Source organism: Paenibacillus qinlingensis, assembly GCF_031455095.1.
Lineage (GTDB): Bacteria > Bacillota > Bacilli > Paenibacillales > NBRC-103111 > Paenibacillus_E > Paenibacillus_E qinlingensis_A.
The window spans coordinates 90,243-114,686 of the sequence record NZ_JAVDSB010000007.1; the positions used below are offsets into that span (position 1 = coordinate 90,243).

At 47.0% G+C, this 24,444-nt stretch carries 19 protein-coding genes; 2 read left to right on the forward strand and 17 right to left on the reverse strand.

From position 1 onward, the window contains the following. Nucleotide 1: 1 nt before the first annotated feature. From J2736_RS19155 to J2736_RS19190, 8 genes are all read right to left on the reverse strand, one after another. The gene (locus J2736_RS19155; RefSeq protein ID WP_310500202.1) at nucleotides 2-1,135 is read right to left on the reverse strand and encodes an acyl-CoA dehydrogenase family protein; all 1,134 of its coding nucleotides are present in this window, start codon (nucleotides 1,133-1,135) and stop codon (nucleotides 2-4) included. Between the two features lie 282 nt (nucleotides 1,136-1,417). After that, the gene (locus J2736_RS19160; RefSeq protein WP_310500203.1) at nucleotides 1,418-2,263 is read right to left on the reverse strand and encodes an endonuclease/exonuclease/phosphatase family protein; all 846 of its coding nucleotides are present in this window, start codon (nucleotides 2,261-2,263) and stop codon (nucleotides 1,418-1,420) included. Nucleotides 2,264-2,459: 196 nt separating this feature from the next. Then, complete coding sequence (locus tag J2736_RS19165) at nucleotides 2,460-4,406, reverse strand: ATP-dependent DNA helicase (protein WP_310500204.1); 1,947 nt, start codon at nucleotides 4,404-4,406, stop codon at nucleotides 2,460-2,462. Nucleotides 4,407-4,520: 114 nt separating this feature from the next. After that, on the reverse strand, nucleotides 4,521-5,399 hold the full coding sequence (locus J2736_RS19170; RefSeq protein WP_310500205.1) for a radical SAM/SPASM domain-containing protein: 879 nt from the start codon (nucleotides 5,397-5,399) through the stop codon (nucleotides 4,521-4,523). A gap of 85 nt (nucleotides 5,400-5,484) precedes the next feature. Next, nucleotides 5,485-6,279 (reverse strand): lipid II flippase Amj family protein, encoded by a 795-nt coding sequence (locus J2736_RS19175; RefSeq protein WP_310500206.1) that lies wholly within the window; start codon nucleotides 6,277-6,279, stop codon nucleotides 5,485-5,487. 542 nt (nucleotides 6,280-6,821) lie between these two features. Continuing rightward, a complete protein-coding gene (locus J2736_RS19180) occupies nucleotides 6,822-8,597 on the reverse strand; it encodes an ABC transporter ATP-binding protein (protein ID WP_310500207.1) in 1,776 nt (591 codons plus the stop codon). Next, entirely contained in the window at nucleotides 8,594-10,357 is a 1,764-nt protein-coding gene (locus J2736_RS19185) for an ABC transporter ATP-binding protein (protein ID WP_310500208.1), read from the reverse strand. The genes J2736_RS19180 and J2736_RS19185 overlap by 4 nt, the downstream gene beginning before the upstream one ends. Nucleotides 10,358-10,485: 128 nt before the next feature. After that, nucleotides 10,486-11,928, reverse strand: coding sequence for a CoA-acylating methylmalonate-semialdehyde dehydrogenase (locus J2736_RS19190; protein ID WP_397341088.1), 1,443 nt, complete (start codon nucleotides 11,926-11,928; stop codon nucleotides 10,486-10,488). A gap of 124 nt (nucleotides 11,929-12,052) precedes the next feature. On the opposite strand from J2736_RS19190, the gene J2736_RS19195 reads away from it, so the two are divergent. Then, nucleotides 12,053-13,669, forward strand: coding sequence for a PucR family transcriptional regulator (locus tag J2736_RS19195; protein ID WP_310500209.1), 1,617 nt, complete (start codon nucleotides 12,053-12,055; stop codon nucleotides 13,667-13,669). On the opposite strand, the gene J2736_RS19200 is transcribed toward J2736_RS19195, so the two are convergent. The 8 genes from J2736_RS19200 to J2736_RS19235 form a co-directional block, all read right to left on the reverse strand. Continuing rightward, entirely contained in the window at nucleotides 13,666-13,881 is a 216-nt protein-coding gene (locus tag J2736_RS19200) for a hypothetical protein (protein ID WP_310500210.1), read from the reverse strand. The genes J2736_RS19195 and J2736_RS19200 overlap by 4 nt on opposite strands. After that, nucleotides 13,874-15,316 (reverse strand): dihydropyrimidinase, encoded by a 1,443-nt coding sequence (hydA, locus tag J2736_RS19205; RefSeq protein ID WP_310500211.1) that lies wholly within the window; start codon nucleotides 15,314-15,316, stop codon nucleotides 13,874-13,876. Before hydA ends, J2736_RS19200 begins: the two co-directional genes overlap by 8 nt. Before the next feature lie 2 nt (nucleotides 15,317-15,318). Next, nucleotides 15,319-16,614, reverse strand: coding sequence for an NAD-dependent dihydropyrimidine dehydrogenase subunit PreA (gene preA, locus J2736_RS19210; protein ID WP_310500212.1), 1,296 nt, complete (start codon nucleotides 16,612-16,614; stop codon nucleotides 15,319-15,321). A 46-nt stretch (nucleotides 16,615-16,660) separates the two neighbouring features. Further along, complete coding sequence (locus J2736_RS19215) at nucleotides 16,661-18,028, reverse strand: NAD(P)-dependent oxidoreductase (protein WP_310500213.1); 1,368 nt, start codon at nucleotides 18,026-18,028, stop codon at nucleotides 16,661-16,663. A 19-nt stretch (nucleotides 18,029-18,047) separates the two neighbouring features. Beyond that, a complete protein-coding gene (locus J2736_RS19220; protein WP_310500214.1) occupies nucleotides 18,048-18,929 on the reverse strand; it encodes a nitrilase-related carbon-nitrogen hydrolase in 882 nt (293 codons plus the stop codon). Continuing rightward, nucleotides 18,926-20,197 (reverse strand): M20 family metallo-hydrolase, encoded by a 1,272-nt coding sequence (locus J2736_RS19225; protein WP_310500215.1) that lies wholly within the window; start codon nucleotides 20,195-20,197, stop codon nucleotides 18,926-18,928. The genes J2736_RS19220 and J2736_RS19225 overlap by 4 nt, the downstream gene beginning before the upstream one ends. Nucleotides 20,198-20,203: 6 nt before the next feature. Continuing rightward, the gene (locus tag J2736_RS19230) at nucleotides 20,204-21,577 is read right to left on the reverse strand and encodes an aspartate aminotransferase family protein (protein WP_310500216.1); all 1,374 of its coding nucleotides are present in this window, start codon (nucleotides 21,575-21,577) and stop codon (nucleotides 20,204-20,206) included. Nucleotides 21,578-21,698: 121 nt separating this feature from the next. Then, nucleotides 21,699-22,502 (reverse strand): ABC transporter ATP-binding protein, encoded by an 804-nt coding sequence (locus J2736_RS19235; RefSeq protein ID WP_310500217.1) that lies wholly within the window; start codon nucleotides 22,500-22,502, stop codon nucleotides 21,699-21,701. A 288-nt stretch (nucleotides 22,503-22,790) separates the two neighbouring features. Here J2736_RS19235 and J2736_RS19240 point away from each other — a divergent pair, with 288 nt between their 5' ends. After that, nucleotides 22,791-23,417 (forward strand): C40 family peptidase, encoded by a 627-nt coding sequence (locus tag J2736_RS19240; RefSeq protein WP_310500218.1) that lies wholly within the window; start codon nucleotides 22,791-22,793, stop codon nucleotides 23,415-23,417. 49 nt (nucleotides 23,418-23,466) lie between these two features. On the opposite strand, the gene J2736_RS19245 is transcribed toward J2736_RS19240, so the two are convergent. After that, the gene (locus J2736_RS19245) at nucleotides 23,467-24,390 is read right to left on the reverse strand and encodes a S66 peptidase family protein (RefSeq protein ID WP_310500219.1); all 924 of its coding nucleotides are present in this window, start codon (nucleotides 24,388-24,390) and stop codon (nucleotides 23,467-23,469) included. Between the last annotated feature and the right edge of the window lie 54 nt (nucleotides 24,391-24,444).

Below are 24,444 nucleotides of genomic sequence, written 5' to 3' on the forward strand. Positions count from 1 at the left end.
CCTACATACTTTCAGAAAGCAGCAAACGCGAAATCACAATACGCTGAATCTCATTCGTCCCTTCATAAATTTGTGTTACTTTGGCATCTCGCAAATAGCGCTCAACCTTCGACTCCTTCAAACAACCCCATGCGCCACAGAGCTGCACAGCCCGCAAACAGACTTTAACCGCCGTATCACTGGCAAAAAGCTTCGCTATGGCAGCCTGCTTCCCGTACGAGAGCCCTTGGCTTTTGCGCCAAGCGGCTTGATAGGTCAGCAGTCTTGCGGCCTCAATGTGCGTCGCCATCTCGGAGATATGAGCATCGAATAGCTCGCCGCTGAGCGAGCCAGCTCCTGCTCCATAAGCAACTACAGCGTCCAAGGCTCCTTGGCCGATACCCGTTGCTTGCGCAGCAATCCCAATCCGCCCGCCATCCAGACTTCGCATAGCGATGCGAAATCCTTCTCCGTCGGGCCCTAGCCGGTTCTCAGCCGGTACTCTGCACCCCTCAAATCTTAACTCCATCGTAGTGGATGAGCGGATGCCTAGCTTTTTTTCCTTGGTACCGAAAATAAGCCCTTCCATCCCTTTTTCAACAATGAAGGCCGTGCAGCTCCTCGGCTTATTCATCGCATTCGTCACTGCAAAAACGATATACACTTCCGCCTCCCCGCCGTTCGTCACGAAGAGCTTGGAGCCGTCAATCACGTAGAAGTCTCCATCCTTCGTTGCTGTCGTGCGCATGGCACCAGCATCTGAGCCGGATTCGCTTTCCGTTAGACAGTAGGCGCCCAGCTTATGCCCTCCAGCCATAGGGAGCAAAAACGTTTGCTTCTGTGCATCCGTACCATACGTATGAATCGCCCAGCTGGCTAGCGATGTATGCACAGAGAGCATGACACTCGTGGAAGCACACACGCGAGATAGCTCTTCAATGACCATCGCATATGTTAGAAAATCAGCCCCCCCGCCGCCAAATGCTTGAGGCCAAGGGATCCCGGTCCAGCCAAGTTCACCTAGGCTGTCGAAAATACCACGATCAAATCGTTCCAACTCATCCCTTTCTGCTGAAGTAGGTTCCACGCGAGTAAGTGCAAACTCACGTACTTTCTTTCGCATGTCTTGCTGAGCTGATGTATAGGAGAAATGCATGCGACGACCTCCTTCGACGTGTTCATGCTGCTCACTCCTGATTGGCCGAGGTTGATTGGGTCGATCGTAATTCTTCGGACAAGCTGTAAACGCTTTCAATATATGTTATGTATACACGCTTTTGTTAGCCAATAGACTGCGCCGCGACAAAAAATGAAAAATACGCCTGCAATAAAAACCCCTTCCGTTCATCACGGAAGGGGTTCGTATTCACATCGTTAAAGCTCATTTGCTTCCTTTTTTATGGTGGTTATGCCCTTTATCATCGTGAGCATGATGGTCTTACTTTTTAATAACAAGCTCAGCCGTAATAGGTAAGTGATCCGCTGCTATCGTGTCTATGACCTTTCCTGTTTTAATTTTCACATCATCAGATGTATATATATAGTCAATGCGACGATTAGGCTTGTCTGAATAATAATAAGAGGTGTAGGCATCATTCATGCCCAGTTCTGCAAATACGTCATGATACTGCGCAGACATTTTTATTATTTCTGGACTATCTGGCGTGGCATTGAAGTCTCCCACTAAGATGCTTGTTCCTTTACTTTTATGGACAATGTCAAGGATCTCATTGACTTGAATATCTCTTTGTTCAGCTCTCTTATTGTCCAGATGCGTATTGTAAAAATTAATGTGATTTCCTCTCACGTTAATAACTGTTTTCGCAAGACCGCGTTGTTCTGAGGGATATTGCGTATTATCGAGCAAATGATTTTCGCTAGAAAGAATAGGATATTTACTTAAAATAACCGTTCCGTATTGACGACGAGGTTCCCCCACATTTAAAGGATTGTTGTCAAGATTCGCAGCAAACTCGTAATGCATACCTAAATAATTGGCTAACCATTTCGCTTGATCTTCGAAATTACTGCGTGCGGAAAAATGATTATCGACTTCCTGCAAACCAATGATATCAGCACCCGAAGATTTAATAACGTCACCAATTCTGTTCAAATTTAGAATGTCATCCATGCCTTCGGCATGGTGAATATTATACTCCATCACTTTGATGGCCGTCTCTTTTCCATTCGTTAAATCTGCGGCATAAGATGCCTGACTTAATGAAAACATAGGAATCATAGACATCAATACAACCGAAGAGATAATAACTGACTTTTTAAGCATGTTCAACATCCTCTCGAAGTTATCAATGATAGGCGAATATGCTACTATAATTTCATATTCTGGTTTCTATTTCCATAGGCTGATAGATGTAGATTGCTCTTTGCAAATATTGTCTTTTACTAGGACCATGTGTAAAGGAATTGTAATTATAGCGAAAAAAAGAGGCGCAGATCATCTGCCCCTCTTCCCTATCATGCTATTCAGATTTCATCTCAACGCCCGCCGGCAATACCCGCTCGACATGCTCACGAAGTGATGTATTCGTATATAGCTCGTCGCTGAAAATCGCGATAATTCCACTGTCCTCACGCGTTCGGATCAATCTCCCCATACCTTGACGCAGGCGAAGCAACATGTAAGGAATATCCACTTCTTCATAAGGTGAAGCCGCAGCCTCTCGTTTCGCATTAAACACAGGGTCTTGCGGAGGAAACGGCAGTGCCCAGACAATGACATTCGAAAGTGATGGACCAGGAATATCAAGTCCCTCCCACAAGCTTACGGCAGCTAAAACACTGTGTTCATCCTCCTGGAATGAGGCGATCACATGCGAAATCTCGCGATCTCCTTCATAGAGGAAAGTGAGATCTTTACAGTCCGGATGAGAGGACATCTCAACCTTGAAGCGTTGTAATTCCTGATGCGTCGGGAACAGAATCAACGCTCTGCCTTCCGTTCTTTTCAACAATGCAACAGCTGAATTCAGCTTCTCTTGGAACGTTCCGCCTTCTTTGAAGCGCGGGGCAATGACTTCCATCCGTTCGACATAATCATAGGGAGAATCTACGGAGAAAGAGAGATATTTCTCTAAGCCTAAGCTATTTGCCACATAGTCAAAGCTGCCTTCTACCGAAAGTGTCGCCGAGGAGAAGACGATCGGCATTTTAGAAGAAAACACATGCTCCTTCAACACTTCCTTCACCGTTCTAGGCATAATGACAAGACTGAGTCCAGTAATGCTTTCCGTCGCCCAACAAATGAAGCTATGATCATTGCGGAATAAGGCAAGAGCCTTTTGCATCATTTCCAAATGTTCCTCGACGATCTTTAGCTGATAGTCATTGAGCGTAAACATCTCTCCTTCAAAGACGAGCTCCTCTTCGATCTCGGACAAAATATCACAGAACGTATGAATCTCCCTTTTCAAAAGATCACTCATGATGATTTGTTTACGATCAGAGCCTGCAATCGGACGACAGCAGCTTTCAAGAACCTCGAACATACGTTCGCTCTGCTCGATTGCTCGATCAATACAAACCGCTAAAGTTTCGCGAACTTCCCCTTTTAACAAGCGAATGACCAATTCCTCGAAAATGACATGCTTGAGCTTATAGGTCAACGCTTTTTGGGCAGCGGATTCCATTAAATGCCCTTCATCAAATACAACCGTGCAGTGATCAGGCAGCAATGGCAGCTGTCCTTCTCGTTTTCTAGCGTCATAAGTCCATACATGCTCCATGTAGAAATCATGCGAACATATAATTAAATCCGTCGATTTGCGGTAGGATTCCCGGGATAACGTTTGTCCACAACGATGGCGTTTATCACATACAAAGCAGTCTTGGTACGCATCCCAGTTCATTCGGTGCCATTGTTCATCGTTCAATTGCGGGTAGTTTTTACGATCACCGTAAGCATAGAACGTTTGTAGTGCTTCACGCGTGTGAACAAAATCAGGAAGGCTCTCGTAGACTTCACGGTATAGTCCTGTATCTTCGTGGCCAAATCTAGCTTCATCCAGCTTGACTAAGCATGCATATTGATCTGGCGACTTCGCGAGTCGTGCATCAATTTCCATATTCAAATGGCGAGAAATTTTGTCGATATCCCCGCCTGGTTTTACAAGCTGCTCAATTAACGATTCATCGGCACAGGCGATGATGGCCGGTTTCTTCGTAAAACGCGAATAACATAGTGCGTATAGCAGATAGACTAACGTTTTGCCTGTCCCAACGCCAGCTTCCGCAAAAATCGTCTGCTTCTCCGCATAGGCCCGCTCCAGCTGAAAAGCCATATAAATTTGTTCATCCCGAACCTCAAAACCTGCTTCAGGCAATATGTCATAAAAGATATCCGCAATCCAGTCGGACACTTGCTGCATATATGGCTGCGCATGATCATATGCAAATGGATAACGTCCCACGTTAATGCCCCCAACCTCTAGTTAAGAATCAAACTTGTATTATCTCATGGATATTAAATAAAAGCAAAAATGCTCACTCCGCAAGTAACTTTGCTTAACGGAATGAGCCTTCTTTTACATACTAAAACGTTCGCGATAGCCGCATTTCCGGCATAGTTCCTCAACCACTTCACGTCTGGAAAAGCCTTCGAATAACCGATTTGCACGTTCTCCCTCAACGATTTCGGAGAAAGGCGTGTGGTTAATATTCCCCAGATTGATAACCCCTTCGCCATCCAAACAGCAAGGAATAACGGTGCCATCTACGAGAATACCAGCCTGATTACGCAGAGCATGACAGAAACCGGGACCTGAAATCTCCTCCGCCTTCAAATCCGGCCACTGGAACTCGTGATCCTGATTCAAATAGACACGATCCGTAAGCTTTACACCAGTTCCGCGGACGAACTTTTCATCGATTTTGTAATCAAGCTCGAACTCTTTCTCTAGCAATTCCAGCACTTCACGATTTCGATTCCGTTCCAAATTCGTCTGATTATCCGTATCCAAATTCCATAACCGGAAGGAAATAATGACATTGGATTTCGCAACAATTTCCTTGGCAAATCGCAGGATACTGGTCACATAGCCTTCCTTATCTTCAGAGCCCTCATGGCCGTCAAAGCTGTGCAGGGAAAAATTCATTTGGCGAAGCGCCGGCTTATCGAGCAGCTTGTGCCTATTTTTGTTAATGAGTGTCCCATTCGTCGTGATATTTACTTTGAAGCCCTTTTCGTGGCTCAAATCTAGTAATTCATCGATTTTGGGATGGAGAAGCGGCTCCCCCTTCACATGCAAGTAAATGTGATCCGTGTGCGGCTTGATTTGGTCAAGGATATTCGTAAACGTATCTATTTTGATGAAATTCGCTTGACGTTTCGTCTGTGGACAGAATGTGCAAGCCAAATTGCATACGCTCGTTATTTCAATATAAAATTTCTTGAACTTCTTCATGGTCGGACTCCGTTTCTTCTTAACGCTACTATGATAGAGGCTATTATACCAAGCAAGGGCGATGAAAGAAAGGATTTCACATCGATTAGAAAAAGAACTGCACAATCCAGCCGATAAAATACGCCGACGGCACTAGAAAAACCTGTGCAAGCAACGTCCCTAAGAAGCGTGTCGTCATGAGTAATGCGTAGATTTTGCCTAACTGACTCCGTTGGGTTTCGTCGTGCAATGCCTTGTCCGTAATTAGACCCAACTGAGGATCAATAAAGATGGTTAACAAAATAGTAGCAATCCCGTTAATTAGTCCCGAAGCTTGTGAGGCAGTCGTCGCGTGATCTGGCCATAAATGAGCCGCATAAAGCGAGGCAAGAACTCCTACTGAGTAGAAAGCTGTCACAATGATATTAATGAACAGAAACCTTTTAGAGATGCCAAGATACCGGAACTGACTGAGCTTTACCTTGGGTTTTTTGATATATTTGGTCGTGTTCTTGAGTTGTGTGATCGTGACATTGGTGAGCATTTTCGGCAGCGATCCTGCGAGTTCAAGCCGAGCAATAACTCTAGCACTGATGGAGATAAAAGTCGGGAATAACGCGATCGCGATGACCGTCCCGATAGAAGAAGCAAGCAGAGATATGCGTAAATATCGGACCAAATCAAACGTTGGCTCATGCTTCGCAAAATCAACAAAATGCGCAGTCATCGGCGCCTGTATCAGATTCGCTGTGCGCGAAACGAGCACGACGATGCCGACCAGCGACAGCGCTACCGCGAGTTTGTTCACCCGAACACCTGCATAACGAATCGAGTACGATAGCGTCTCAGCCGTATGAATAATCATCGTTAATACAAAAACCAAAATGAGCGTGTTGATCATCCGAAGGGTTCATCCTTTACTTGAGTGATAGGTAAGATACAGTGAATGGAAACGAAGGTGAAAACTCAAACGGAAAGCCAATAGGAAACCCAAAAGGAAACCCACCTTCTGTTAGCAGCATTAGGTGGGTTTCTTGGTGTTTGGATGAGGCAATTGTGACTTTGGAGCGAGCTTCCTCCCCCTCCGTTCGGTGGTTCGGACAGGAATAGATGGAAAATAGGTTGTTAATTTCGCCGATTTCACCCAAATGGACAACTTAACTGGAAAATATGTAGCTATTTTCACGGATTTCAACGTTTTCAGCGCATATCATTGAAATTAACTACAGAAAATCCAGTTAATTGAATTTTCTGTAAGAAATCCGGAAGATTAACTGTAGTTTTTACAGTTAATTGATTTAATTTGTTTAATGGGTTAGTTGTTGAAAATGATGTTGCTGAATGAGTTTCGACAGAATCAAATCTATTGTGTTCTTCTATTCGTGATGAAGCACGAATTCCCTTTATTAATCGTCATGCAGCGTGCAGGAGCTTTGTCCCTGACTACGCTTTACGGTCGTCGCCGTACCACAGCTCACGGAATGTGGAGCTGTGGCGCAGCAGTTCCTCCGACGTGCCTTCCGCTTCGATGTGGCCGTCCTTCATCACGATGATGTGATCGGCGCGCGTCAACGCGGTTTTGCGGTGCGATACCACGAGACATGTCGCATCACTGCGACGCTCGAACATTCGCTCCCAGAGCTTCTGCTCCGTCTCGACGTCGAGCGCGCTCGACAGGTCGTCGAAGACATACAGCTCGGCGTCCCGCACGAGCATACGAGCTGCGGCCGTCCGCTGCGCTTGGCCGCCGGAGAGCTTCACCCCGCGCGGGCCGATGACCGTGTCCAGCCCGCCAGGCAGCTGCGCGACGTCGTACTCGAGCACCGCCGCGTTCAAAGCCTGCTGCAAGCTGTCATCTTGCTCCGCTTGCCCGAGCAAAATATTATTGCGCAGCGTATCGCTGTATAACCGCGGCACCTGCGCGGTATAGGCGCTCTGCGGCGGTGTAAAGAAGGTGCCCGGATCTTCAACGGGCACGCCATTCCACGCAATCGTTCCTTTCTCCTTGGGCAGCAGCCCAAGGAGGGAACGAACCAGCGTGGTTTTGCCTGAGCCGATCGTTCCCGTAATAACGGTGAACGATCCTCTTTGCATGGCGAAGTGAATGTCAGCGATCCCTCTACCCGTATCCGGGTAGGTGTAGCTGAGACCATTCACTTCCAGGTGCTGCAGCGGAGGCGCAACGACGCTGTCTGGGCTCTTCACATCAACCTTTTCCACCCGCTCTTTTTTCAAATAAAGCGGCTTTACCATCGTCAACACTTTTGCCGATGCACCTTGCAGCAAGAACGTCAAGCGTTCTAGTGAAACACTCATTTGCTTAAAATACGTGATAAACTTCCCGACATTCGTAATAAACTGTGTCACGAAGGTCAAATAGTAGACAAATAATGCAAGATCACCAACAGTGAACGTCCCTGCTCTCATTTTGGTACCTGCTAACAGAAGCAGTAAACCTGTACCCAAATTCACAGAGTTAGAAAAGACTGAATCGAGAAGTTCGCTCATTAAGCGGTCCTTCAGCATCGCTTTTCGACGCGCATCACCGAAGCTGCGGAACCGCTCCATCACGCGATTCTCGGCGCCAGCAACTTGAATGGCCTGCACATTACCGAACATTTCGCTGATTTCTCCGGTTACCTTGGAGGTAGATTCGCGGCTGGCTGCGCGGTATTTTTGCAAACGAACGGTTGCCAATTGAGCGGCTGTGATCACGATTACGATTGGCATAAACACAAGCAGTGTCATTTGAGCATCGATGCGAATCAATATGTATCCGGACACGAGGGCGAAACAAGTCATTCCAAAAACATCAACCGACCAGCTCGCCGCTTCCTCCGATTGGTCCACATCGTCCCGGAAATGGCTAATTGCTTCCCCTGGTGAAACTGGTATCGCTTGTGCGCCAGGTTGCTTTAGAACATGCTCTAACAAATTGCGTCGAAGCAGCATCCCCATGCGAAAACGGAAATGCACATCCGTTATGAAACCAATAATAATTAATAAGATTCGCCCTAAGGCTGCCCCGATCAGCAAAGCGATCAAGCCCCACACGCCAAATTTCAACGTAGCATTTCCCGTTAACGTATCAAAAAAGGCTTTTGTTATGAGACCAGGAGCAATAGGTGCCAAGTAAATAATTGTCCATGCTAACGCATTGATAAAATACCGGAAAGGTCGATACATGATCAACCCTTTTAAATATTGAAACGTCGTCATGCCAACACCTCCTCTAACCCTGTCGCGAGTAATTGGCTAAAGCGGGAATTCGGATTAGCGGCCAGCACTTCTCTTCGACCAGATTCCAGCACACGTCCGCCGTCCAAAATAACGATGTGATCCGCACGCTGTACAGTGGCAAGTCGATGGGCAATCATGATGCAAGAGCGCTCCGTCAATAATTTGGATACAGCTTTCTCCATGCGTTGCTCCGTTAATGGATCCAGACGTGAGGAAGCTTCGTCCATAATAACCAGTCCCGGATTCGTTAGGAATACTCGGGCAAATGCCAATAATTGCGCCTCTCCAGCAGATAAACTGCTTCCTCCGGAAGCGAGCCCTGTATCTAATCCTTCCGGCATCGCTTCATACCAAGCACCTAAGCCGAGTTCATGCAGTACCGCAATAATCTGTTCATCCCGAATCGACGCATCATAAAAGGTTAAATTATCGCGAATTGTTCCTTGGATGATTTCAATATTCTGAGTTACAAGCGCGACACGTTTCCGTAGATCTGCTAGTTTACATGAACGAATGTCTGTTCCACTTAGTGCAATCACACCGCTTTGCGGATCATAGAAGCGCAGCAATAGCCTTGCAATTGTGGACTTTCCGCTCCCTGTGCGGCCTAGCAATCCTAGTACTTCGCCAGGTTTTAAAGTCATCGTTAAGTTATCTATCGTCGGTTGATCCTCGTCATAACTAAACACAACATCTTTGAAATCCACACCCAGCGGCCCCTCCGGAAGCCCAGCCCCTGGTCCATCTTGAATCTTGGACTTTATCGCGAAAAGCTCACGAATACGGGAAATACTTGCATCTGCTTTCTGCAAATCTTCCATTTGCGTTCGAATCTTTTCGATCGGTTTCGCAAGCAGTTCGGTATAGAAGAAAATGAGGTACACCGTACCCAATGAAATACGATTGCCATGCCATAGGTAGGCGCTAATCCCAAAGGCCATGGCATTCCCTAATGCAAACACGAAAATCGACATGTTCCACATCGCACAAAAACCAAGGAATGCTTTGACGCGCAGCGGCAGCATCGTGCGGAGCATCGTATAGAAACGATTCATTACGAAGCGTACTGCACCATTAGCGCGAATATCTTCCGTACCTTCCAAATGTTCACCGATAAATCCATAAAACTCAGCATTCGCTTGACGCCACCCCGCCCAGACAGGAACAGCAAACTGACGAATCCATTGAATCAAATAGATTGCGCAGACTACGAAAATAGCCATCCCTACGCCAATTAACCAATTTTCGCGAAATAATAGAATTAGAATGCCTGCCATCAACAGCACATTCCCAAATAAATGAATGATCATGCTGGAGAAAAAATTCGCAAGCGCATTCACATCGCCATCTACGCGCTCAATTAGGGAGCCGGATGTATGACTTTTATGAAAAGACATATCCAGCGATAGACAATGTGCAGCTAAATCGACACGCAGCTTATTCGTTGTTTTCCAACCAACATTCTCACTGAAATAGGTCGCAATCACGGATACCAGCTGCTGCACGAGTGCAAAGCCAATAAATAATAGCGCCGCTGTAATAAGTGGCTCCATCGCCCCTTGCGACTGCGCCGTATCAATAAAATAGCGGATAATTTGCGGATTAATCAGCTGCAACCCAATGGACGCGAACAACAGGAATGTTAGTCCGATCAGTGTCCCCTTCTGCGGAAACAAATAGCGTCCCAATAGCTCGCGATATTGCCCCATCGAGTTGCTTTTTTTTCGATTATTTTTCATGGTAATGGAGTCCTCCGTATTCCTCTTGACGTACTCTCCATCATACTAAATTGACATCTTCCCGACAACGGACTCTTTCAATATAACAAAAAAAACCTGAGGTATCCCCCAGGTCCAATCCTCAAAGCTCAAAAAAATCTTGAAGTGATCATCTTTTTCTTCGTATAAAATTCGACGCCGTCCTTGCCATTGGCATGCAAGTCGCCATAGAACGAATCCTTCCAGCCGGAGAAAGGGAAAAAGGCCATCGGCGCCGGGACGCCAACATTGACGCCTAGCATGCCTGCTTCGACCTCCTCACGGAATTGGCGGATAGCCTTGGCATTCTCCGTGTAAATGACCGCAGAGTTCCCGAATCGCGATCGATTCACTAAAGCTAACGCGTCATCCAAGTTCTCCGCACGGAATAGGGATAACACCGGCCCGAATATCTCCTCTTTCGCAATCGTCATCTCAGGCTTCACATGATCGAAAATCGTTGCTCCGAGGAAAAAGCCCTCCCCTTCGCACGCTTCAGCCCCTCTCCCATCGATCAGCAGCTTAGCACCTTCTGCGATCCCCTTCTCGATGTAGCCCGCGATTCGCGTACGCTGTTCCTCTCGAATAATTGGAGTCAGTGAAACTTGCTCCTCCATGCCATTACCAAGCACCAATTGTGATGCAACAACTTGGAGTCCATTGACAAAGGCATCCCCCTGTCCCACAACAACGACTGCAGAACACGCCATACACCGCTCACCTGCCGAACCGAACGATGACATAACAATATTCTCAATCGTTTTCTCCAGATGTGCATCAGGCATGACAATATGATAGTTTTTAGCTCCTGCTAAAGCTTGCACTCTCTTGCCTTCAGCCGAGGCCCGTTCGTACACATACTTGGCTACAGGCTGCGAACCTACGAAAGAAACAGCTTTGACCGCAGGCAAAGTCGTCAGTGCATTCACGACCTCATGTGCCCCATGAACAACATTCAGCACACCATTTGGAAGACCTGCTTCTTGCATCAGTGCTGCTAATTTCATCGCTGTCAACGGTGTTCGTTCCGATGGTTTAAGGACAAAGGTATTCCCACAAGCAATCGCAAGCGGGAACATCCAGCACGGTACCATCATGGGGAAGTTAAACGGAGTTATCCCTCCGACAACGCCTAGCGGTACTCGAAATAATTCAGAATCCATATCCGCTGAAATGTTAGCCAGTGTTGACCCCATCATGTGCGAGGGGGCGCCAGCAGCAAATTCAACACATTCGATCCCGCGCAGCACTTCACCTAGTGCTTCCTTGTAGCTTTTCCCATTCTCCTTCGTGATCAATTCAGCAAGTTCATGCTCGTTAGCTTGAAGAAGCTGCCAATAATGAAACAATATGCGAGCTCGCTTAGGAACAGGTGTTCTACTCCACGATTCAAACGCATTTTGGGCAGCGTTCACAGCTTGCTCTACGTCTGCAGCAGTCGAAAGTGGTACACGTGCAATCACTTTTCCCGTAGCAGGATTAAGAACATCACTCATTTCACCAATTATCGAATCAACCCATGCACCATGAATCAGATTTTGCAGGTTCGTCAATCTTGTTCATCTCCTGAGGTTAGAAATTTTCTCCACAACGCATTGGACACATTGTATAATTAGATTCATTCCCTATACATTTGCAATTACGTCATCTTTCCTAACATGAAAGTGGTGATTTTGCTTGGTACAGACCCTATTACAGTTAACCGTTCAAGATATTCTTCAGCGCCCTCTTTTTAGTAAAGCCGAGGCGATCGCAACGGAAGAAGCTTTAGCTCGTAAAGTTCGCTGGGTTCACATCATGGAAGTTACACAAGTGGGTCACCTTTTGAACGGAAATGAACTCATTCTGAGCACGGGGATCGGTTGGCATGATAAGGAGGAAACGAGCCTTTCATTCTTGCAACAGTTAATTGACAGCGGTGCTTCAGGTCTTTGTATCGAGCTGGGTACGTATACGAAGCAGCCGCTTGAAAGTATGAAAGAGCTAGCTTTGCAAGCTAATTTTCCACTTATTTTTTTCCACGAGGAAGTTCGCTATATTGATATCACACAGGATTTACATACGCATTTCATTCATCAACATCACAAAATGGTCTCTGATCTAGAATCTCTTTCCACGAAACTCAATCAGCTGCTTTTGTCTGGCAAAGGACTGCTGCCTCTCCTCCAATTGCTACAAGAAACAACGCAGGTGCAAGTTGCTTTTTTCCCTTTCGATACGGATGCTGTGTTCGTACCCTCTTTGCCTAAAGAAGCTGGTGCTGCCTTTTATGAAAAATGGATATTTGGCGAACTGTTTCACTTATTTGATATCAAAAACAAGCTGGCGCATCGTCCTATCCTCGCATTAGAACACTTGTTCGCAGACCTGCTTTTATTTGCCGAACAGGAGTTAAGTGAGTTCCAAATACTCGCTTTAGATCGCTGCGCGACTGCGATTGCACAAGAAATGATGCGTACCACCTATATCGAGGAGAAAACACGCTACAAACAGGATCTCTGGGTGACCGATTGGTTAGGTGGCAAGCATTCACTGCCGGATATTCGCGACTATGTGATGAGCGTCAAACCTGCTGTAAAGCTAGGTCCGATCATCGTTTGTGTCTTTGATAAAACCACAGGGAACGAAGGTTCCAAATCGCAAGAAACGCTCCTTTTTCAAAAACAAATGCTTGCCCGCTCCTTGTTTGAAAGAGAAGGCTTCTATTTATTCCCGACGGTGTATGAGCAGCGAATCGTGTTTATTCTCTTAGATCAATTGCCTTCAGGGGCTAGTCATGAGCGTATTCTCCGAACGATTCAACGCTTACAGAAATCACAAGAGACGCACCTTTTCCCTGCACTTATCGGTATCGGCAAGTCAATCAATGACCCGCTTCAACTTCGTGTCAGTTATGACACAGCGATAGAAACGTTGGTGATCCAGAAGGATGTTGGCATACTCCCGAAGCCCTTCTATCACGAACTTCACGTTTATAAAATTCTTCTGCTGATGAAGCAATCTGGTCAATTAACGTCGATTATCGAGGAATATCTAGGTGGCCTACTCTTGTATGATCGCGAGAAAAATGGTCAGCTTCTGAAAACATTACACATGTATCTAACGTTATCCGGCTCCAAACAGGAAACAGCGAAAGAACTGTTCATCGTAAGGCAAACGCTGTATCATCGGCTGGACAAAATCGCGGCCATTCTTGGAGACGATTTCATGCAGCCGCAGAAACGAATGGCTCTAGAGCTCGCTCTGCATGGCTATGAATATCTGAATGGAGCCATCCAATCTACCTACGATTAAGCTTTCGATTTCCCTTGTGACAACAGCACATTGACGTAATACTTCCTAGCGTTAGCCGTCTTCAAATGAAGCCTCGCCGTTTCCCCGCCGGGGTGCTCGAGATCCAGCCATGCTCCTTCTAGATCTTCGAGCACGCCGACTATTTTGAATTTCTGTGCAACGTAACCATCCAACTTTTGCTTTTCTGCTTGAAATTGCTCAAATTCAGACATGGGGGGCACCTCCTTGGACCGTTTCCTTCTTCCCTACATTCACTTCTGATGAAAATGAAACATATGTTCCCCTCTTGATGAATTGACCATTCCCCGCCTCTCCCACGAACTGTTTATCCCGAATAACGAACTCTCCACGTGAAAGAACAGTTACCGGCTCTCCCGTTATTTCAATTCCCTCAAACGGATTATAATCCACATTCATATGGTGCGTTTCGGCAGAAATCGTGCGCTTCGCATTCGGATCAAATATCACAATATCCGCATCCCCGCCAACGGCAATCGACCCCTTTTTCGGAAACAAACCAAACAACTTTGCACTTCGCGTAGACACGATGTCCACGAACTGATTCAACGTAATACGCCCTTTCCCTACCCCTTCAGAGAACAGAATCGAGAAACGGTCCTCAATGCAAGGCCCCCCGTTGGGAATTTTACTAAAGTCCCCGAGACCTAAATCTTTTTGACCATTAAAATTAAACGAACACTGATCCGAGCCCACCGTTTGCAACTGGCCCGTTTTTAGCGCATTCCACAGTACGTCTTGGTGAAACTTGGGTCGAAGTGGCGGCGACCACACGTATTTCGCACCTTCGAAATCCGGCTTTTCTAGATACGATTGGTCAAGCATCAAATATTGCGGACACGTTTCACCCCAGATATCGACACCACGATTGCGAGCCTCCGTTATTTGCTGTACAGCTTCCTCACACGTCACATGAACCACATAGAGCTGCGAGTTGGCTAAATCCGTGAGCTTCGCTGCACGCCCTGTCGCTTCACCTTCGATTAAAGAAGGCCGCGTCAAGGCATGATAGATGGGGTCGGTCTGTCCCGCTTCTAGCGCTTCCTTGATTAGATACTCAATGACATCGCCATTTTCTGCGTGAACCATGACGAGAGCACCATGCTTTTTCGCCTCCAGCAAAGTCCGGTACAGTGTGCCATCATCCGCTTGGAAGACGTTCTTATAAGCCATAAACACCTTAAGGGATGTAATCCCCTCGTCATGAATCATGGAAGGCAGTTCGGCAAGCACCTCATCGTTGATTTCGGCGATCATTAGATGAAAGCTATAATCAATGACGGCTTTCCCTTTCGCCTTCTGATGCCAAGTCTGTACAGACTGACTGAGGGGCTTCCCTTTATTCGTCAGGCAAAAATCGATCACCGTCGTCGTGCCGCCGAAAGCCGCAGCCATCGTTCCTGTCTCAAAATCATCGGCTGTGACCGTCCCCCCAAATGGCATATCCAGATGTGTATGAGGATCAATACCGCCAGGAAATACATATTTCCCTGTGGCATCTACAATTTCGGCACCTTCTTGCGACAGATGAAGTCCAATTCCTGTAATAATGCCGTCCTCGATGAGGATATCCCCTTGATACTGATCTGACGAAGTGACAATAGTTCCATTCTTAATGAGCTTGGCCATGGCTACACAGCCTCCTTCTTATCCGTATCCTTACCCTCTGACAACTTGGCGACGGTTACCTGACGTTCGTTCCAGGTCATTGGCTCCTCAGTGTGTGGGACCTCAACCATGGAAATCGCACCATCTACTGGACACACTATCGCACACAAATTGCAGCCAACACAGTCCTCTTCTCTCACTTGTAAATAGGCTTTCCCCTGATCGTCCGTACGTCTCTCAATACATTGATGCGACGTATCCTCGCACGCAATGTGGCACTTGTTACAGTTAATACATGTTTCTGTATCGATCTTGGCAACGACCGCATAATTCAAATCCAAATTACCCCAATCGGAGTAACGTGGCACCGATTTTCCAATAAGCTCAGCTACGCTGGCGAGACCTTTGTCATCCAAATAGTTATTCAATCCATCAATCATATCTTCCACAATCCGGAAGCCATGATGCATAGCGGCTGTACATACCTGAACCCCCGTTGCACCCATCAACATGAATTCTACGGCATCTCGCCAAGTGGAAATGCCACCTATGCCGGATATCGGGATGTTTACACCTGGATTGCGAGCACAATCCGCAACCATGTGAAGTGCGATTGGCTTCACAGCAGGACCGCAGTAGCCGCCGTGTGAGCCTTTACCTCCAACATGCGGAATGGTGTTCCACGAGTCTATATCGACGCCAGCCAGCGAATTAATCGTGTTGATGAGGGAGATAGCATCCGCCCCTCCCCGAACAGCCGCTAATGCGGTGCTCGTGATATCCGTGATATTTGGCGTCAGCTTCACGATGACAGGCGTTTGTGCGGCTTCCTTCGCCCACATCGTCTGCGCCTCGACAAGGTCTGGCTGCTGGCCAGATGCCGAGCCCATCCCCCGTTCAGCCATCCCATGCGGACAGCCGAAGTTCAGTTCAAGTCCGTCTACCCCAACAGCTTCGACTTTCTTGACGATCTCGTGCCACTTCTCTCGTTTGGGCTCAACCATCAAAGAGACGACCAGAGCATGATTGGGAAACCGTTTCTTCGTTTCATAGATTTCCTTGAGATTGATCTCAAGTGGACGATCGGTGATCAGTTCGATATTGTTAAAGCCCGCAACACGCTGCCCATTGAAATGAACTGCAGCAAAGCGGGAGGAAGTATTAATAATCGGATCTCCCAGTGTTTTCCAGACCGCGCCTCCCCAGCCCGCCTCAAATGCCCGCTGAACCTGATACCCCGTGTTCGTCGGAGGAGCCGATGCCAACCAGAAAGGGTTGGGTGACACAATTCCAGCTAGATTCGTTCGTAAATCTGCCATGCTGAATCCCTCCTGATTCTGTAGTGACCCTGTAATAACCACTCATTCAAGCCGACGCTTCTTGCCCCTTCACGAGCTGCTTATAGATTGCATAGGCGGTTAACTTTCCTTGCTGAGCCGCCGACACAACCATCGCTTCGCCCTGTCCATCGCCGAAGATGACATCCCCGGCTGCGAACACTTTGGGGTTCGACGTTAAACCTGTAGAGGGATCAACCAGCGTTACAGTCCCCCGCGAATGTGCGAGTCCTAACTGCTCGATGAGCGCAATATGCTTCGTTTGTCCAATCGCTTTGATCACAGCATCCACATCAATGACGAATTCGGAGTCCGCAATGGCGACAGGACGTTTGCGTCCGCCATCCCCCTCTACAAGCGCCATCCGCACACATTCGATACCAACGACGTTGCCTTGTTCATCCCCGAGGATCTGTTTCGGAGCCGTCAGCCACTGAAAAGCAACGCCATCGAGTTTAGCGAACTCGTATTCAAAATCATACGCAGTCATTTCAGCTTGTGTTCGTCTGTACACGATTTGGACATGTTCCGCACCTAGCCTGACTGAGCAGGTCGCGGCATCAATGGCCGTATTCCCTGCACCAATTACGGCCACTCGCTTCCCAACAAAGGACTCATCGAGATCTGGAGTGACTTTCGTCGATTCTACAAAGTCAATGGCATCATACACTCCGGCCAGTTGCTCACCGGCAATTCCGAGCATAGGGACGCTAGACATGCCAACTGCTAATACGACAGCGTCATAATCATGCAGCAGCTCCGCAGCGCTCACTTCTACACCTACACGCGTGTTCATTCGAAACTCGACGCCAAGCTGCCGTACTTGGTCAACCTCCCAAAGTGAGATCTCCTGCGGAAGCCGGAACGACACGATGCCGTAAGTATCCAAGCCACCCGCTTGCTCCTTGGCTTCGAACACCGTTACCTTGAAGCCGAAGCGGGCTAGCTCACGCGCTGCCGAGAGTCCAGCAGGTCCGCCTCCTACGATGGCGACCGATTTGCCATTACTAGCGCCTTTTTGAAATAATATCTGTTCATTGTTAATTGCCCAATCCGTCGCATAACGCTGTAATTGGCCAATCAAGATAGGCTTGGACGAATGATTGAGTACACAAGCCCCTTCACATAATTCCTCGGTGGGACATACCCTCGAACACGAAGCACCTACCGGATTGGCATCCATAATGGTGCGTGCTGAGCCTTTTAGATTGCCGGAGGCAATCTTTTTAATAAAAGAAGGAATATCAATGCCTGTCGGACAGGCGTTTATGCAAGGAGCGTCATAACAGAACAAGCAGCGGTTGGATTCTTCGATCGCCTCTTTTGGCTTCATTCCCGCCTTCACTTCGGTAAAATTACGCTTCAAATCCGTTAGCGAAATAAATGTCGAACTCATCTTCGCTCCTCCTCCCCATTTAAAGTTGCGTGATTTGATCATACGTTTCTGGCCTGCGGTCCCGGTAAAACTGCCAAAGATTACGAACCTCGCGAATCAGCGATTTGTCTAGGTCTCCGATAATCACTTCATCTTGATCCCGACTGCCGATTGACACGAACGACCCGCGCGGATCCACCAAGTACGATTGTCCGTAGAACTCTCCCATGTTCCAAGGCGCTTCTGTTCCCACACGGTTTATGGCAGCAACATAATAACCATTGGCCACAGCATGCGCGGGCTGCTCAAGCTTCCATAAGTACTCTGACGTGCCAGCAACGGTAGCTGATGGATTGAACACAATCTCCGCACCGCCAAGTCCAAGGGATCTAGCGCCTTCAGGGAAATGACGATCATAACAAATGTAGACGCCTACCTTGGCATAAGCGGTATCAAAGACGGGATAACCGAGATTGCCTGGCTTGAAATAATACTTTTCCCAGAAGCCGCAGGATCCAGTGCCTGCTCCAACATGAGGAATATGATGCTTTCGATATTTGCCCAAATACGCGCCGTCAGCATCAATAACAGCTGCCGTATTGTAATAAGAGGCAATGCCATCCCGCTCATAAATAGGAAGGATAATCACAACACCAAGCTCTTGTGCAAGCTCTCGAAAAAGCTTTGTCGTCGGCCCATTCGGAATCTCCTCGGCCGCATCATACCATTTCGTCGTTTGCTCTGCGCAAAAATACGGGCCATAGAATATCTCCTGTAAGCAAATCAGTTGTGCTCCCTGGGATGCGGCTTGGCGTACCAAACCTAGATGCTTCTGTATGGCTCGCGCTTTATGTTCGGCAATTGGTGCATCGCCATGCACGTCGTGGGAGGCTTGGATGAGACCGACTTTGACGATACTCATGCTTGTAAACCTCCTCGATCAAGTGCAATACGCCTAGCGGTACGGTACAACAACTCAGTTCCTAAAGTGATATCCTCAGGACTAGCATATTCCTTAGGATTGTGACTAATGCCCTCGAGGCACCGTACGAAAATCATGCCGTAATCACACACATAAGACATCGCCAGCGAATCATGAAAAGGACCGCTCATAAGCTCCGGCGGCTTCATCCCCATTAGACCCGCTTCCTTATGAAGCGTATCTTTGATCCAAGTTGCACAATAACGAGGCTCGCTATTCGTATCTTCTCGAATGGTGTAGGTGAGACCGTGCTCATCGGCTACGTTCCTGATGCAGCTGCGAAGTTCCACTTCGAGTGCATCACGACGATGGATATCGATGTCGCGTAAATCTATGGTAAAGCTGACCTTCTCTGGGATGATGTTCCGTGAATCCGGAAACACCGTAAGGGAGCCGACTGTTCCTACTGTTGGTGCACCTGATTCCTGACGTACGAGTTCGTTAAGAGCGACGATAATTTTGGCACTGCCAAGCAGCGCGTCATGACGCATCGACATCGGCACAGAACCTGCATGACCCGCGAATCCGATCATTTCCACAGTGAGCCACAAGGGTCCTGAGATCCCTGTCACGATACCAATGGGCTCATTCATTGACTCCAACACAGGTCCTTGTTCGATATGCAGTTCAAGAAATGCCCCAATTCGGCCTTCTTGAAACGTATATCCCTCGAAATCCGCTGGATCACAGCCGAATTCTAATAGAGCTTCACGGCGGGAGACGCCGTTTTTATCCGTTCGGTCCAGTTCATCGGCTTCCAGTTTACCCGTCATTCCCCTGACCCCGAACAACCCTTTGTTGAAGCGACAGCCCTCTTCATCACAGAAAGCGACCACTTCAATACTGCACGTAGGTTTCATGCCTTCTTCGACCATCGTTTGCACCGCTTCTATGGCGCCAAGGACGCCAATTGCCCCGTCGAACCTTCCCCCATAGGGCTGCGAATCGACATGTGAACCGAGCATGAGCACAGGAGCTTGCGGATCACTCCCGCGCCAAACGCCGATAAGATTAGCAAAGGGATCGATATAAGCCTCCATCCCAGCTTCTTCCATCCAGGATTTCACCAGCTCTATGCCTGCTCGATCTTCCTTCGAAAGGGCAAGTCTGCAGACGCCCGTTTCACCGATCTTGCCGATTAGTGCAAGTTCATTGATATGCTGTTGGAGACGTTCTGCATTAATTCGAAATTGTGAGATTGTCGACAAGTCGGATCACCCTTTCTCAATCACTTCACCGAATACAGAAAGTAAGGTTTCGATTATAAAAGTCACATCTTCGTCCGTTGATGATAACGGGGGACTCAGCGTAATAATGTTGGCATAACCAGGTACGGTATCCCCATTTTTCCCGACGAGCAACCCTTTGCTTTTGCAAGCCACGATCATACTTGTTACCCGTTCAACCGAAGCGGGAATCTTGGATATACGATCCTCCACGAGCTCAATGCCCATTGCTGATCCGAAAATGCGTATCTCCCCCACATGAGGATGATGCTGTAGAGGCTCTAAACCATTTTGAAATGCTTTACCAATCTCAGATGAACGTTTGACAAGTCCCTCCTTCTCAATAATCGCTAGATTCGTCAAGGCTACCTGACATGAAACGGGGTTTCCACCAAATGTATTTACGTGTCTGAAATGGCTTGTTGCCTCTTTTTCTTTGAAAGATTCATATAATTCAACGGATACTGCCGTTGCAGATAGCGGTGAATAGGCACTTGTTAAACCTTTGGCCATCGTGACGATATCTGGACGTACCTTATAATTCTGATGGCCGAACGGCTTGCCCGATCGTCCAAAGCCGCATATCACTTCATCTACAATGAGCAGCACATTGTACTTATCACAAATTTCCCTAACCATTGGTAAATAATCATCAGAAGGAACGATCATTCCTCCGCCTGTAATGACCGGCTCTAGAATGACACCGGCAACAGAATCTGCGCCTTCCCACACGATGGCATCCTCGATCGCTTTGGCACATTGTAAGCTGCAGCTCTCTTTCTTCTGCCCAAAAGGACAACGATAACAATAAGGCGGAGGCACATGCTGGAAGCCAACTCCGAGCGGTTCGTATTTCAATTTGCGCTGAGCTTGACCCGTTGCACCCAAAGCGCCCATGGAATTCCCATGATAAGCACGATGACGCGAGATAAACTTATGTTTACTAGGCTTGCCATTCTGATGATGATATTGACGAGCAATTTTGAAAGCAACTTCATTGGCATCCGAACCTGAATTGGAATAAAAAATGCGATACTCCCCATCAAGCCACTCATTTAATTTCGCCGCCAACTCAATAGCAGGAATGTGGGATTGTACCAGCGTTGCATAAGCGAGTTTCATCATTTGCTCCGCAGCTGCTTCCGCGATCTCTCTCCTGCCGTGCCCCACATTCACACACCATAAGCCTGACATCCCATCCAGATAGCGGTTACCATCAATATCCTTTACCCAGCTGCCTTCTCCGGAAGCGATGATCATCGGATTCTCATTATGTGCCGTCATATGATGCCAGACATATTTACGATCCTTCTCGAGCAGCGACTCTTTTTCCTGTGGATCAACGTCTCCTTGAGCACTCATACGTAGTCCCCTCCAGTTGGCTGATTCTCTTACTATATTTCTATGTTTGCAAATAGGATGTAATCCCTAGCTCTTGATATCATTTTTCATTTAGTAGAATGCATGACGCTTTGTTTAAAAGTTAATCGTTTGAGGGTTCATTTCCCTCGTTAATAGACTTTTGAATCACTGTGGTTAATTCCTGAAAAAGGGGGGATTCTCGGGTTTGCAAAGTACGATTACTACCTAAGGGAACTTGGTGAATCGCATGTACGCAACCTGGATTTGCGGATAAAACGATGATTCGATCTGAGAGGAATACAGCCTCTGTAAGGCTGCGAGTAACGAAAATGATGGTTTTGTTCATTTTCTTCTTCATTTCAAGGACATCTAGCTGTAATTTGTCCTTCGTAAATTCATCTAATGTGGAGAAAGGTTCATCCATGAATAGGATCGGAGGATCGAGGGATAACGCACGGGCCATAGCAACTCGAATCTGCATACCGAGACTAAGCTGCCAGGGATAATAATCTTTAAACTTGGCAAGGCCAACGGTGTCGAGGAGCTGGTCGACTTGTTCGCGATACATCTGACGCGTCTGTTCAAGAACTTCAAGTGGCAATTCGATATTCTCACGTACGGTTCGCCATTCAAATAAGTTAGGTGTTCGAAAAATAATACCGAACTTACGACGTAACCGCACCTCTTTGGGGTGTTCCTTTCGTACCGTAATCTGACCACTAGACGGCTGAAGGAGATCTGCCATAAGACGAAGTAATGTAGATTTACCACAACCGGATGGCCCTAATAAGGTAACGAATTCATGCTGCTCTACATCAAAGGTAATGTTCTGAAGGGCCGTGATCTGCCTCCCTTTTTTACCGAACACCATACCGACGCCTTCTAACGAAATTTCCACTTTCTGACGGAAAAAGTCTGAATTCATCGGGTTCCTCCCTCTATCCATGTACACTTACGTTATCTTTCTGTCAGTATTAATAACCCTATATGTTATATTATATAAGGATTTCATTCATTTTCATTATACATTCTGTTCCTAAATTAGCTGTTGGATTTGACATAGTGTAAAGTCAGTTACTGATTATGTTACATAATTAATGTTATGTAAACAAATTATTGGTGTATTTTGGATATCCATATTTTGATCATATTCTCTATTTCTTCATTTTGATAGAATGTGTACGTACACATAAAGACATCAAGGAGGAAAACAGTGAGAAAACTGATTCTAACAACGGTTGTCGCTACTAGTCTTATGTTCGGTGGTATGGCGCAAGCAGCTCCATCAAGTACTTACATAGCCACGGATTCCGATACGTTCTGGTCTATTTCACAGAAGTTTCATGTGCCACTGTCTGAGCTTATTGCAAGTAATCCGAAAGTTGATTCGCAAAACATTTATGAAGGCGTTATCATTTCTATCCCCACTAAGGTTTTTCAGAAACAAAGCTGGGAAGTGAAAGCTGATGCGATCATTGCAACGGGGATGAAACAGCTTGGCGTCCCTTATGTTTTTGGTGGGAGCACGCCAAATGTTGCTTTTGATTGCTCTGGTTTTGTGCAATACGCGTTTAATATGCATGGCTTTAACCTGCTTCATTCCGCAGCCTTACAAAGTCAATTAGGAACGCCTGTGGAGAAAAGTAATCTGCGAAAAGGCGACCTCGTTTTCCTACAAGGAACCTATACAGCTGGCGTTTCCCATGTAGGTATTTATCTAGGCAATAACCAAATGCTTCAAGCCGGTACAATGGGAACAAGAGAAGTAAAAATCAGTACGCTATTCGGCACGTCTTACTATGATGAGCATTATTGGGGAGCACGTCGCCTAATCAACTAAGGATGAGAAATAGCCGCGGTTGCTGCCGACGGCTTTTCTCCCTTTTTATCTAAGAACTGACTGTAGGCTCAATAATGGTGAGCGTGTTATTGAACGTATCGAGATCAGCTAGCGCTCCAATCGGAATCGCAGCTTTATAAAAGCCGTGGGCTGAGCTCAAGTTCGTAAGAAGCGGCTTCCCTAACGGCGCGATTAATCCGACAATTAAATCCTGGTATGTTGTGGCATATGAAACTGTACAATTCGTACACTGCCCCATGACGATACCGACACAATCACGGAATTTCCCAGCCATAATGAGTTGCGTCAGATAGCGATACACCGCATTCGATGGTTCATGTGTCTCTTCAAGGAAGATGATCTTCCCCTTTGTATTCACTTCGAATGGCGTCCCCAATGTACCTACGAACGATGTGAGGTTACCGCCTACGATTTGCCCTCGTACGACTCCTTTTACCAAGCTAGTTAGTGGCATATCAGGCGGATTCTGAATGAGTCTCGGACTCATAAGTGTGGATGTCGCCGTATAAAATTGGTCGAAATTATAAGCGGGTGTACTCGTTTTAAAATCAATGAGCAGCAGGCTTTGAAATGTAATTAAATTAGCAAACTGGTACAGCACATTTAATAAAATCGTAATATCACTGTACCCTGTGACAATTTTCGGATTGCGATTAATGAATGGATAATCCAAGTTGGGCAAAATATCTTTAACCCCGGTTCCCCCTCTTGTGGGCAGAATCATCTTCACATTCGGATTCGCAAACATCTCCATCAGGTCGTCTGCTCGCTGCTGAGCTGTAGCCGCAACAATCCCACCATACGCATACGCGTATTTCCCCACAACTACGTTGAAACCCATATTTTTAAGCGTCTGGAGCCTAGCATCTATCGTGCTTGCGTCCAGTGGACTTCCTAACGTCACAATGCCAATGGTATCTCCACTTTGCAATATGGGGGGTCGTATTGCCATACTTCAGCCTCCTAGACAGAACATCATTTAGAAATGGAAAGTCTCTCCTTTGCC